We start from the raw sequence: 13,023 nt of genomic DNA, 5'->3' as shown, positions 1-13,023 counted from the left end.
CATGAACTGGTGTGGGGGTGACGAGAGGAAGAGCCACTCCCCCAAGTAGGGAGAGAGCAAGAGGCGCTAGAAAACGCACGGTACGCATGCGGTATTGGAGCGAGATCATCGGAAAAAGTTTCTCTTTCTTGAATCGGTAATTTTAGAAGGCTTGCCCAATAGAGAAGTGGCTACGTCCTGCACCATCGCCAAAGCCATAGTCGAGGCGAACCGGGCCAACTGGTGTCTTAACACGAATCCCTACTCCAAAACTGGTGCGTGGACGGAAGCCCTTTTGTTGCTCAAATCCGGCGATATTTTCCTGGTTAATGTCTGCCGCACCCCACGCGTGACCGATATCCACGAAGAATACACCACCAAGCTGGTTTTGTTTATCAAAGGGAATGCGTATTTCATTAGAGAGCAAAAGCATCTTATTTCCCCAGAAGCGGTCGTCGAAGAAACCACGTAAGTTGTCCGGGCCACCCATGAAAAATTGCTCTGAGAAAGCGATATTTCCCGTGGCAACTCCCGCTAAGAGCCGCGAGGCCAGCACACGCTTGCCCTCGCGTAGATTATTGGGGGTACGACGGCCATTTAGCGAGAGATAGTTTCGGACATCGAGCGTGTACTTGGCAAAAGCACCGTTTTGACTACGGTTATCAATCAGCAGACGAGGCTCGCCTGTGGTACCAAAGTTCGGGTTCAACCTCGGCTTTTCGTAGTTAAACCGCGAGCTTCCTAGCTCGATGGTGGGGGAGAGAAAGTAGCCACGACTTGGGTCTTGGGCATTATCGGTGGGGTTGGAAATCATCCCAAAGCTAAGCGCGGAGATACGCCCGTTCTGCACCAGAGAGCCACGCAGGTTCCTAATATCCTCGTCATTGAGCGCATCATAGTTCTGCTGAAGGTTGTTGGCCTGTACCCCTTCCGCACGAATTCCGGCGAAGGCACGGGTAAAACGGTCTTTGGTCAGAGGCCGCGAGAGGTTAAAGCCTGTTCCCTTGCGCTCTTCAAAGTACTGATTATTTGACTGATCGTTCGTAAAGTTAGACGAAAGAATGCGGTTGAAGCGGAACGCGAAGCGGTCGTAGAGGTTAACGCTCATCGTGGTGTTCTGCTTGTCGACCCAGGGCTCGGTGAAGCCTAGCTCGTAGGAGTTGCGTGAGATCCCTCCTGCCACAGACCACTGGAGATCGAGTCCCTGTCCCTTGCCCTGAAAGTTCTGCTCATTGAGGCTCACGGTGCCGATCAGGCGCTGGCGGGCCGAGTAGCCCACAGAGACCCCGACCTGCCCGGTGCGCTGCTCCTGAACTGCGATCGTCACCTTGGTCTTATCGAGGTCGCTTCCGGGCTCGGCATTCGTCACTGCATCGAGAAAGATATTCAGCCGCATCAGCCGCGAGAGGTCCTCTTGCAGCAAGGCGTCGTTGTAGGGCTGCCCGATCCTCGTGCGAAGCTCACGTGCCAGAACATATCTTTTGGTCTTGGTCACTCCCTGAAAGTCAATCGCCTCGACGACAGTCTCCATGATCGGAATCGTGAGGGTATGCGTCTTGGGATCTAGTGAGACTTCGTCAATGACAACAAGCGCACGGTAGCCTTTCTCCTGGTAGAGCCGCGGAATCGCAAGAACATCTTTCGAGAGAAGCTTTTGGTTCAGGACATTGCCCGGCTTGGTCTGCATCAGGGCTAGGAGCTTGTCGTTCGAGAGAACTTTATTGCCCGTGAACGTGATGACATCAATTACCGGATTTTCGGTGACGGTGAAGATAAGGCGGATACGGCTATCGGGGAGCTCCTCAAAGCGGGCAGTGACGGTGGAGTAGAGACCTGTCTCTAACAGCGCCTTTTTGGCATCGTCAAGACCCTTAAATTTAAACGGCGAACCCACTTTAAAGATAGGATTAAGTGCAAGAGTGGGAACCGTCTCATTCGTTTTCTCTCTGCCGAGAATCTGAATTTCCGCGATAGGGCGGTTTTCTTGTGCAAGTGCTACGACAGCCACACTGAGTGCGGCGACACTCATCCCTAGTTTGAACCACATGACGAAAAAAACTCCTAACTCTGTCCTTGGCGACCGAGCCATCCCCGGTAGTAGGGCTCAAGTCGCTGACGTACCTTATTGCGGGCACGGTGTAAGCGGGTCTTTACCGCAGGCACCGACAGCCCTAAAATTGTCGCAATCTCCTCGTAGGGCAGGTCTTCCCAGAGGTCTAAGATGAGCACCTCACGGTACTCGGGAGGGAGTGCCTCCACCGCCTCTTTTATCTTCTGCCCAAACTCTGTCTCCAGAAGTAGCTTCTCAGGGGCACTGCGCCAGTCGGCGATCTCCCGAGAGAGCTCTCCTGAGTCACTCTCACGTGTCTCATCCAGAGAGTAGCCTTCGCGCTCACGCTGGCGACCGCGCTGTTTGTACCAGTTCTTGCACAGATTACAGGCGATCTGGTAGAGCCAGGTGTAGACCTGCGCATCACGGCGAAACTTACTCCATGCTTTCCAGGCATTGGTAAAGGTCTCCACCGTAAGATCTTCCGCATCCTCCGGGTTCTCCGGGCCGATCATACGTAAAATCAGGTTGTAGATGCGAAGCTGATACTTGTCCCGGATCTGATCGAAGCTAAGGCCACGATCATCTACGCTGGTTGAATGCCCTTCTGTACTACCCACAATGCCACCTCGGTAGACAGTTGTGCCTGACAAACGTTTCAGGGTTTTGCCTGAGCTGGTTTTTCTGCGGGCTCAATAGCGCAGAGTTCCTCTAAGGAAGAGCTGGTTGTCACGCTGTTCATTCGTGGACGCACCCAGCTGAAGGCGGCTCCCACGACGGAGCTGGCCGATCTCATAGTTCAGGCTGTAGAACTGGGGTAGGAGCACCCCACCCGTGCGCGTTTGCAGCGAGCGCCGCACTTCCAGGGTGACTTTATCAAAAGGCTCTGGGAGGCGACGGATCAGATAGAAGTTCGCCAGCCCGCCAATACTGTAGTCCACGGAGAAGTTATCCAACCCGAAGAACTTGCTAACTTGGTCGGTAAACGGGGTGAAGATCGTTCCCGTCAGGCCGCTTTGTAACATATTAAAGCTGTCTTTAAGAGCCTGTTGGGAGTTATTGCCGACGAACTGGGTGAGCATCTGGTAGGGAACCAGGAGAGAGAGAAGGGCAAACTCACTCAGCTCCGTGTCAGAAGAGAGTCGAATGGGATTTGTCTGCGTGCGGCTAGAGTCTCGTGTGGAATCTCCCATTCTAATGAGACCATTGAATCGTGCCGTGACCGTAATGCGTTTCCCGACGAGGCTATCGGGAATTTGGTTGCTAGCTCGGTTAGGGTCAAAGAGTGTGGGAGAGCTCTGCGAGGACTTCACCGAAGAGGCACTTACCAGAACTTTGCCTTCTGCCACCACATCTTGCATGCGAATGTCGAGCTGGAGTGCATCTTGACCCGCCTCGAAGCGCTTGGCGTAGGTTAGGCGAATCTCCCCGCCCCGCTGAACTGTAAAGCGCGAGAGGGGGTACTGGTAGTAGCCCCCCGTCGGAACAAGAAGGCCCTCGATCTTCGGTGCCGCCAGATCGCCTGAGATAGTCACCCCTCCGTTGCCTTTAAACTCAAAGCCCGACAGACGATCGGGGTTGACAAGTCGGGCATCGGTGGTTGTCTCTAGTGCGATGACAAAACGCGGGTTAAAGGCCAGTGCCTGGTTCTCGGCGGTCTCGGGGAGCTGACGCTTGGGCGTGCGGAAGACGAGATCTTCCAGACGTAGTTTTCCGGTTGCTGTGGTGGCAATCGTGGGCGTCAAAAGCGGTCCTTTGATGGTGAGCTGACCGTTGACCTTGCCCTTGAGTGCCTCTTCAAGCCCGCCCCCGATTTTCTGGGTAATGCTCTGGCTCATGAGGAGGGCGGTGGCATTGTCGGCATCAAGCTGGAAGTCCGTAAAGCGTGCTTTGAGATCGAACTCGCCCCGTAGCTTGGGGGTGCCCTCAATCTCATCCTTGCGCACAAAGAGGCGAGTAAAGTCCTCTAGGTTCTCCAGTCGAATAACGGAACCGGGCTCAAGTGTGAGTTTCCCAGCACTGGCGACCTTAGTCAGCTCTTCTAGCACGACAGGCTTACCACGCTCTTGTTTTGGGGCAGGAGGGATACTTGTGAGAGCCAGCTCTGCACGAGGAAAGCGAATCTCTTTGCCTGCAAACTCCGCGACGATATCCAGATGCTGAATTGGGTTGATGACCTCACGGTTTGTTGGCTTGTTAGGGTTGGGAAAGCGTATCGAAGAGTCACTCAGAATTAGCTTTCCTCCCAAACGGGGCTCATTGAGGCTCCCCGTGACCTGGATGCCCCCCCGGATCGTCCCTGCTAGCTTGGTAGAGTTGGTTTTGAAGTACTGCGCGAGTGTCTCCAAAGTGATACCCGTACCATCGTCAATGGCGGTCTGAAGGTTGATTGGACGGTTGGCCGCGATGCGGCTATTGATCGGGTCGTAGGGCAGCGTTCCCGAAAACGTTAGGACTTCTTTGTTGTGGGCGATACGACCATCGGAGAGGGCAATACTCCACTCTGTCTTGTTGAGGCCGACGAGCTCTACCTGGAACCGGAACTGATCTAGGGTCAGCGGGGGGGCATTGAACGTATCCGTGCTGCCCGTTGTCTCACCCAGCAGGAGGTTATCTCCAAAAAACGAGGCGGTGATACGAGGAGTAGTCGGCGTGCCATCCGCCGAGAGAGTCGCGGAGGCTTTCCCTTGAATGGGCACAGGAATCGCCTTGGGCATAAGTGCCTTGACGAGATCCAGTGGGATCGCATTGGTATCTAGCGTGAGATGGTACTCCAAGGGCTCGTCTTTGCTGTACGGCAGGCGCAACCAGCTCTTGGCCGTGACCATCTCACCGGTCTTAGGGTCACGGTCGGGGCGAGGGAGCAAGCGCAAGATCATGGGCTCCTCGCCCTTTGCATCTGCCAAGCTCAACGTGGCGGAGTCCAGGCTGAGGCGCTCGTCGGTAAGGGTAGCTCGGGCGGTGAGCTGGCCCGTGACGGCGGTCTTGCTTCCCTCGGGCTGAACTCTTAAATCACTAGTGGTGAGGCGCAGGCTCGCACGACGGTCTCTAGGCCCATCAGGGGTGATCCGAGCTGAGAGAGTACCCGTGAGGTTTGCTGTCGTATTGATGGTCGTGGGGATGTTATAGAGCGAGCTGAGAAAGTCGCGGCCCTCTTGGGTATCTTCGAGATGGGCGTGGCGTAGCACCTCCACGATTTTCTGGAACTTGGCCTCGGTTACTGCGATGCTGGCGGAAAGCTGCTGCGACTCCAGATCGTAGCGAACCTCGCTGAGAGCGAGCGTTGCTGCTCCTGCTCCCAGCTTCAGAGCTGCTTGAGGCAGGGTAATGGTGCCTCGTAGCGGGGCATCTTCCACTATCTCGGGGTTAAGCTGGATATCGCCAATATTGAGCTCGGTCAGAGGGAGACCAGCCACCTCGATCGGGCGAACTTCCGTAAGATGCGCGGTCAGCAGAGGGCGCTCTTGGGTGCCCGCAAGACGCAGTGTGGCGGAGACGGCTCCTGTGATCCCAAGCTGTTTTTCAACCAAGCCACTGAGTGAGGAGAGGGCTTCCAGATCAACACTATTAGCGACTAACATCCCCGAGAGTTTTTTGTCTGCATCGAGCTGTGCTTCCCCCGTCAGGGTTCCGGTCGCCGTGGCAAGCTGTATGGAGTGGACACGGAGGTTGCCCGCTTCTTGACTGAAAGCTAGGGTTCCGCCTTCGATGGGGAAATCCGTCACCAATAAGCGGCCCAGAGTTGCCTCCCCGGAGATCTGTGGGTCTTTTGCATCTCCCGTGATCGTGGCCTTGGCCGTACGCACAAAACCACTCACCGGGGGCTTGGGAACACCGCTCCATTCCAGCTCGTCGAGAAGCTTGCGATAGCCGGGCTGTTTTTGGAGAGTGGGAGGAGCATATCGCCCTGGCTCGTCACTGAACTGTGCCAGGATCTCATCCACCTCGACATTTTCTGCTGTCGCGGTGAGATTAAGCTGGGCACTATCCTTAGTCCCCGTGATGGTTCCGTAGAGAAGCGCCACAGCGGGGGAGTGGGCTACACGTAGCGGCTCCATGGGGTCAAGCTCAATGCGAACTTGGCCGGTAGACAGGAGGCGTAGGCTGGCACGCTCCGCATGGGCAGCATCCGCGACGAGAACATGGTTGTCGAAGCGATAGCGGGGCTGGAGAACCGTGATATCGCGCAGCTGAAGTAGGGGAGCTTTTTCGGTGCCCGTGAGCTGTACTGAGGCCGAGAGTGTTCCTCCGACACCGGGGAGGCCAAAGGCGGCGGTAAGCTTGCCGAGATCTGCCCCGACTAGGTGCGCATCCAGCGCAAGAGCCCCGCCCAGCTCACCGGATCCAGCAACACGAACCGTCCCGCTCTCCCCAGAAAGCATCCCATCGAGGATCTGCAAGCGCTTCCCACTGAGGGAGAGCTGGGCGCTGGCATTGGGGAAGCTAAGTCCGGCAAGGTTGAGCTTTGTGGCCTGAGCCAGTCCCGATGCGCTCAGTGTCTCTTTTAGAATAGTGCCTCGCAGATCCGCAGAGAGCTGGCCCGAAGGCGGTGTTTTTAGCTCCTTAAGAAGTCCAACACGAGCAAGCTCCGCGCCTCGTAGGTGGGCCTCAAACGTCCCTGAGCGGCTCTTAAGAGCGTAGCTTCCCAGGCCCGTGAGGGTTCCGCCTCCTGCCAGGCGTGCCGTGATCGCGCTCGCCGCGACCGTGTCCTGAGAGTAGCTCAGGCTCGCCGAAGCCGTCACGGTTGGCAAGCCCTGCCAGCTTGCCGTGATCCCTGAGACACGGGCCACGGCGCTGGGGTTTTGTAGCGTTCCCGTAAGTGTGGCTCCCTCTAGGGTGGAAAATGGCCCAAGGCGCAGCTCTTTGGGGAGTTTGAGCTGAGGAAAGAGCTTCATCCCCGAGGCTATCGGCACACGAGGCATGGTGACCGTCGCGGCGATCTGTGGGCTCTGGCTCTCTAGTGCGCTGAGAGTGCCATTGACCGTAAAACTCTCCCCAAGCGCTTTTCCTTGGAGTGCAGTGGCCAGGGCATTACCATCGTAGGTAGCCTGCCCGGTGAGATCAGTAATGGCCGTCTTGGTGGGCTGCTGGAGTAAGACATCCACGCCCGAAAACTGAGCCTCCGCACGGATGAGCGGATGGATATCTTTGGCATCCCGGAGCACCAGCGCGATTTGGGCGGTTGCGCGCCCGCGTGTGAGAGTGGCTTCCGGGCGGGGCTTGACCGCGTATGTGAGCCAGTAGGGAAGATCGGCATTACGAGCCGTCGCATGCAGGCTGAGCAAGGGCTGATCTGCCTGTGGACTATCGTCACGTGGGCCTGGCTCGCCGCGCCGCACGGTTCCGTCCAGCTCCAGCGGCCCCGCGAGGCGGCTCTTGGTCAGACCCGCAGGAAAGCACTTTGCGATAAACCGAACCGTACGCGAGCCCATGAGGTCTGCTGTCGCATCTAGGCCCTCAAGGCGATTCTCTTCTAGCTTTCCGGGGGCACGGAGGCTGGCAAAGTCGCGGAATCTTAGCTGAGCCCCACGAAGTTTCACGAAGGTCTGGAATGCGGGCTGTGTTAAGTCGGGCGGTGTCTTTGGCTTAGGAAGAAAGCTCTCGACACTTAGCTTGCCCTCAGGGGTGCGGAAAACGACCACCTCGGGCCGCTCGACCGTCACCTCACGGAGACCATTTTCACTGAAAGTTCCGGCTTGGAGTGCAGCAGGAGAGAGGCGTGCGCTGACTCGTGGCACACGCAGGAGCCAGTCCTGGCCCGCCCAGCGTCTTTCCTCGGGGCGGCAGCCCAGCTCGACATCTTCCGCTGCAACAGTAATCACCTCGCGCTGAAGAGCCGCTTGGAGGGTGGCTATACTGAGCTCCGGGGTGAGCTTACCGATTCGCACTGGGCGCTCCAGAGCCGCCGAGGCTTCTTGCTCGATCAGGGGTTTGCTAGTCGCAAGCTGCTCGTCTACGCGTCTCTGAACCTGCGACCAGCTCCAGCGTCCAAACGCGAGCGGAGGGGCGACTGCAACCGCGACGGCAAGGAGCCCATTGGCGGCGGCACCGACGCGTCTCACAGGAGCCTTTTCTCAGATCACCGCCAGAGGTTGTGTCAGGCGGCGCACACCGGGTGTTGCCGGGCGTGGAGGAGGCATGCCGCCTTCGAGATACTTCTGGCGAAAGTCAATGGCGTTGTACGACGAGCGCACGAACGGCCCGGAGGCCACATAGAGAAAACCCATGTCTTCAGCGACTTTTTTGTAGTGCTCAAAACGCGTGGGGTGAACATACTCGACCACGTCTAAATAACCCTTGCCGGGCTTGAGGTACTGCCCCAGAGTCACGGCATCTACGCCTGCATCTTTCCAATCCGAGAGAACCTGCATGATCTCTTCTTCGGTCTCTCCCAGCCCGAGCATGATCCCTGATTTTGTGTAGATCGTCGGGGCCAGCTCTTTAACGGTGCGTAGAAAGTCCAGAGATCGCTCGTACTTGGCCTGGGGCCGGACGGTTCTGTAGAGGCGCGGCACGGTCTCGGTGTTGTGGTTAAAGACATCGGGATGGGCATCACAGACCGCCTGAATGGCGAATTTTCGTCCCCGGAAATCCGGCGTGAGAACTTCAATACTGGTCTCGGGAAGCGCTTCTCGGAGCGCGGCAATCACCGCGGCAAAGTGGGACGCGCCGCCATCGAGAATCTCATCACGGTTCACCGACGTCACGACCACGTGTTTTAAGTTCAGCTCTTTGGCAGCTTCCGCGAGGCGCTGCGGCTCCTGGGGATCGAGCGGCTCACCCCGGCCTGTCTTGATGGAGCAGAAGCGGCAGGATCGTGTGCAAGTGTCGCCCATGATCATGAAAGTCGCGGTGCCCTTGCTCCAGCACTCGCCGAGATTCGGGCAGCGTGCCTCCTCACAGACGGTCACCAGGCGCGACGAGCGCATGAGCCCCTCTACCTTACCAATGTCCTTGGCACGGGGGACTTTTATGGTCAGCCACTCGGGGATGCGGCGGTGGATTTTGGGCTGGAGAGTGACCAGCTCGGTCTCGACGGTAATTTCTTCGCTCACAGCCTTAGAGTCTATCGCGCAGAGGCACGGCTCTGCAATGGCACTAGGTGGAACCATGAGGTATCCGGAACCACGAGGGTTCCGGCTTGAGAGGGCGACGGCTGCCTTCGCAGCCAGGTACGGTGTTTCGTTTTAGGGGAGTTCTAGAAGTGGGTGTGTGGTTTGCTGCTGGTGGTGAAGTTCTTGGTTCTCGATATAGTCGGCTACTCTTTTAAGGGCAGAAGGGGCCACTGGAAAGACACCATAACCTCCTTGCCAGCGAAACCCTTGCAACTCCCCTTGATTAGCCTCCCAGGCTGAGGCACCTTTGAGGTCGTGCACCAGATCGGCGATAGAAGTGCTTGTTGCTAGATGCAACAGTACATGAACATGGTTGGCAACTCCATTGACAATGACCACAGCACAGCGCCGCTCTGTCGCTTTGCGCACGATCTCTCGGAAGACAATCTCACGCCGCTCCTGTGTTAGAGTAGGAAGACGATCCCAGGTTGCCCACACAAGATGCAAGTAAACTTCATTATGCACATTGGCCATTTTTTCTCTCTCCAACATGAGAACGGTTGGGCCTGCCCGAATCTGATAAATCGCACGCATTATTTTTTGCTCCTAGAATGAGCTATTGGGCACGAAGGTGCCCGTCGCCCTCTTAAGCCGGAACCCTCGTGGTTCCGGTTAAATGACGGTTCCGGCCAAACGGTACAATGCCCCGTGAACTTTCTCTCGCACCATGCGCTTGCCCGCCAGATTGCTACCGATGAGCCGCCGCTGTTCTACGCCGGAAATCTCGTGCCGGACTGGCTGGGGATCTCACAGGAGGGCTCACTCAAGAAGCGCCATGTTGAGGGAAAGACAGGGCCACTTGCAGACGGGGCGCGTCTGCACTTGGCCGCCGACCAGCGCTTTCACACGGACCCGGTCTTTGTGGCACTCTGCAACGAAGCCAAGGCGCTTTTTGCGCCTGTCCCCCTCAAGCGCACCTTTTTCTTTGCCCATGTCGCGGTGGAGCTGGTGATGGATGCGTATCTGCTGCGCTCCGACCCCACCCACGCCGCCGATCTTTTTCAGAGACTCACACTCTGTCTGCCCGAGATTGCGCCCCAGACCGCCTTATTGCTGGAGCGGGAGTCGCTGCCAGAGCTAGCGGGAGTCGCGGAGAGGTTTCTGGAGAATCGCTGGATCATGGCCTACGAAACCGATGCGGGCTTAGCGCGGCGACTGATGCAGCTGGGGCAGCGCGTGGGGATCGCAAATCTCGATCTGGATTCTTCCCAAAAGCTCCCCGAAATCTTTGCGATGCTTTACCTGATTGTCGCCTCAGAGACGCCTGGGCTGATTTCCCGCGCGGCTCCCATATGATAAAATCACCCGTAACACTATGCCGACAACGATTGAACGCCCCGACCTAGAGGAAGCCCCTACTCTTCCCCCAGATTTTGTTCCGAGCCACCTCGATATGCCTGGCTTGGATGACCTCAGCGATATCCGCGAGGGTGTCGAGATCACCGGCCCCTGGGTCGTGATTCTCTACAATGATGACTGGCACTCGTTTGACGATGTGATTGGGATTCTGCAGAAAGCCACTGGTTGCACGGTTGAGGCTGGTTTCCAGATCGCACTTCGGGTGCACCTGGAAGGCCGCGCCATTTGCTTCTCCGGCTCCCAGGAAGAGTGCGAACGAGTCGCCAAGATCATCGCCAGCATCCGTCTCCAAGTAGAAACCGACCGCGCCTAACACGCCTCTTTTAAAAACGCGACGACTCGCTCTGCGTAGTGTGGCGAGGTGTAGACGCTCTCGGTGTGCCGTGCTCCCTCGACCAGCCAGAGCTGGGCTGTCCCCCCCGACGCGGCTTGTAGCCGATGGGCGTGATCCGGGGTGACGAGGGCATCTTTCGTCCCGTGAATCAGCAAAACGGGGCGGGGGGCGATTCTTGCGATTGCTTCTTCAGGCGCAATTCTTGCGGTTGGGGAACCTAGAAAACGCTCTCCCATGGTTTGTGTCGCGGGCGTAAGAGCACGGGCAAAATTCGCTCCGAAGAGTGTCTCTAAGCGCTGCCGAATGGGGCCGTCCATGCGGGCAAAGCCACAATCCGCCACCACGGCACGGACACGCGGTTCCAGGGCCGCGACTAAAAGAGACACGGAGGCTCCCATGCTCTCGCCCATGAGAAACAACGGAAGCTCTGCCAGCAATTCTTGCTTCTCCACCCAGCGGATTGCCGCTTGAAGATCACGGGGCTCCTCAAGACCCAGAGTGGCTCGTTGCCCTCCGCTCCAGCCGTGTGCTCGGAAGTCGTGGAGGAGCACGGTGTAGCCCGCCGCATGTAAAAATTTCACGTAGGGAAGCATCGTCTCCCGGCAGCCCGTGTAGCCATGGGAGAGCAAGATAAGCCCCTGGGGCTCGGGGTGAGGCACGAGCCATGCGGAGAGGCGAATGCTGTCCTCGGTGGTGAAGTGAACGCGCTCGTACCCTAGCCCGAGAGCCGTTTTTGGGGTTTTTCCATGACGGCGACGGGGAGGATGCAGGAAAAACCAGGCAAGCGCTGTAGGAAGCGCCAGAGCGGCACTGCCTAAAAGGAAAGGGAACAATCGTCGCACAAAAAACATACGGTTTCCTTTAGAGTATAGTTCCTGGCTAATTCTGGGTATGATAGACTTTATGGAGCGGAAACGTCCGCTTTTTTGAGGAGAGATAATGGCACGAACCCCAATAATTGCGGGTAATTGGAAGATGAACAAGGGGACTGCGGCAGAAGCGTCAGCACTGGCACAAGAAGTGGTCGCAGCGGTTGAGGGAAAGAGTGGGGTCACTGTGGTGGTCTGTCCACCCTACACAGTCTTACACACGGTGCGAACAGTACTTCAGGGCTCCGCGGTTGCAATGGGAGCACAAGACGGTTTCTGGAAAACGACAGGGGCCTACACCAGCCAGATCTCAGCGGAGATGCTCAAAGATGCAGGCGTGGGCTATGTGATCCTAGGCCACTCGGAGACGCGGGGACGCTTTGGGGTACCCGAGCCTGAGGAGACACTCAAGCACTATGGTGAGAACGATGCAACAGTCAATCTCAAGGTAAAAGCGACACTTGCGGCGGGCCTACTGCCCATTATCTGCATTGGTGAAACCCTCGATGAGCGCGAGGGCGGCAAGACTGATTTTGTCGTGTCCTCTCAGGTGGCCGGTGCGCTAACAGGAGTGACAAACGAACAGGCATCCAAGCTTGTCTTCGCCTACGAGCCTGTCTGGGCCATTGGAACGGGGAAAGTCTGTGATGCTGCCGAGGCCAACCGGGTCTGTGGCATTGTCCGTAAGACCGTCCACTCCCTCTATGGTGCCGAAGTCGCCGAGGCGGTTCGGGTTCAGTACGGTGGCTCGATGAAGCCCGACAATGCGGCTGAGCTACTGAGCCAGCCTCACATTGATGGTGGCCTGATCGGTGGCGCGGCTCTCAAAGCCGCCGACTTCGCTGCGATTATCAACGCTGCGTAGCAAGTCACATAAGACGCAAAAAAAGCCGGGATTTCCCGGCTTTTTTTATTTGGGAGTACACCCGGCAGGTTTCGAACCTGCAGCTCAGTTTATTGGATTTTTCTGAAATTTGAAGCTAAGTGAATTCCTTCAGATTGTTGATTTTTTGAAGGTTGAATTCTTAAATTTACTGATTTTGAAAATTGAACAGGATTTATATAATAGCAATTATTAGTGTCTGGACAATAAATACAATAAAGATCTACTTCTGATTTATCAGAAGTAACACTGTGTACGCCATTTTTATCGGAATAGGACGATCTGAAATTGATTTGTGGCTATGGATTTTATCACGTTGTTTGTATAATGCGTCCATGATTGTAATTACTTGCCCACACTGCCAAAGCCCGGACTGCATCAAGTTCGGAAGCAATGGCAGCGGTAGTGCGCGATGCCGATGTCATGCCTGCACA

The 13,023-nt window shown here is 56.7% G+C and carries 10 protein-coding genes; 3 read left to right on the top strand and 7 right to left on the bottom strand.

Features of this window, described 5'->3' with window-relative positions; translation table 11 throughout:
- Positions 1-142: 142 nt before the first annotated feature.
- The 5 genes from RMO15_RS29725 to RMO15_RS29705 all read right to left on the bottom strand — a co-directional run bounded on the left by RMO15_RS29725 (position 143) and on the right by RMO15_RS29705 (position 9,609).
- Positions 143-2,026 (bottom strand): BamA/TamA family outer membrane protein, encoded by a 1,884-nt coding sequence (locus RMO15_RS29725; RefSeq protein ID WP_309721705.1) that lies wholly within the window; start codon positions 2,024-2,026, stop codon positions 143-145.
- A 14-nt stretch (positions 2,027-2,040) separates the two neighbouring features.
- Entirely contained in the window at positions 2,041-2,682 is a 642-nt protein-coding gene (locus RMO15_RS29720; RefSeq protein ID WP_309721702.1) for a sigma-70 family RNA polymerase sigma factor, read from the bottom strand.
- A gap of 39 nt (positions 2,683-2,721) precedes the next feature.
- Positions 2,722-8,091 (bottom strand): translocation/assembly module TamB domain-containing protein, encoded by a 5,370-nt coding sequence (locus tag RMO15_RS29715; RefSeq protein WP_309721699.1) that lies wholly within the window; start codon positions 8,089-8,091, stop codon positions 2,722-2,724.
- A gap of 12 nt (positions 8,092-8,103) precedes the next feature.
- On the bottom strand, positions 8,104-9,084 hold the full coding sequence (lipA, locus tag RMO15_RS29710; RefSeq protein WP_309721696.1) for a lipoyl synthase: 981 nt from the start codon (positions 9,082-9,084) through the stop codon (positions 8,104-8,106).
- Between the two features lie 132 nt (positions 9,085-9,216).
- On the bottom strand, positions 9,217-9,609 hold the full coding sequence (locus RMO15_RS29705; protein ID WP_309721693.1) for a transposase: 393 nt from the start codon (positions 9,607-9,609) through the stop codon (positions 9,217-9,219).
- A gap of 183 nt (positions 9,610-9,792) precedes the next feature.
- On the opposite strand from RMO15_RS29705, the gene RMO15_RS29700 reads away from it, so the two are divergent.
- Both RMO15_RS29700 and RMO15_RS29695 read left to right on the top strand, forming a co-directional pair.
- Positions 9,793-10,440, top strand: coding sequence for a hypothetical protein (locus RMO15_RS29700; protein ID WP_309721689.1), 648 nt, complete (start codon positions 9,793-9,795; stop codon positions 10,438-10,440).
- Positions 10,441-10,459: 19 nt separating this feature from the next.
- Complete coding sequence (locus RMO15_RS29695; RefSeq protein WP_309721686.1) at positions 10,460-10,816, top strand: ATP-dependent Clp protease adaptor ClpS; 357 nt, start codon at positions 10,460-10,462, stop codon at positions 10,814-10,816.
- Here the strand turns inward: RMO15_RS29695 and RMO15_RS29690 are convergent.
- Positions 10,813-11,679 carry an alpha/beta fold hydrolase gene (locus RMO15_RS29690; protein WP_309721683.1) on the bottom strand — a complete coding sequence of 289 codons (867 nt, stop codon included), beginning with the start codon at positions 11,677-11,679 and terminating at the stop codon, positions 10,813-10,815. The two genes, RMO15_RS29695 and RMO15_RS29690, sit on opposite strands and share 4 nt — an antisense overlap.
- Positions 11,680-11,776: 97 nt before the next feature.
- Here RMO15_RS29690 and tpiA point away from each other — a divergent pair, with 97 nt between their 5' ends.
- Positions 11,777-12,571 (top strand): triose-phosphate isomerase, encoded by a 795-nt coding sequence (tpiA, locus tag RMO15_RS29685; RefSeq protein ID WP_309721680.1) that lies wholly within the window; start codon positions 11,777-11,779, stop codon positions 12,569-12,571.
- An 89-nt stretch (positions 12,572-12,660) separates the two neighbouring features.
- Here tpiA and RMO15_RS33505 read toward each other — a convergent pair whose 3' ends face one another.
- Positions 12,661-12,882 (bottom strand): group I intron-associated PD-(D/E)XK endonuclease, encoded by a 222-nt coding sequence (locus RMO15_RS33505; RefSeq protein ID WP_369016181.1) that lies wholly within the window; start codon positions 12,880-12,882, stop codon positions 12,661-12,663.
- Positions 12,883-13,023: the final 141 nt, after the last annotated feature.

The organism is Armatimonas sp. (genome assembly GCF_031410135.1).
GTDB lineage: Bacteria > Armatimonadota > Armatimonadia > Armatimonadales > Armatimonadaceae > Armatimonas.
This window is presented reverse-complemented; position numbering and strand designations above follow the sequence as displayed.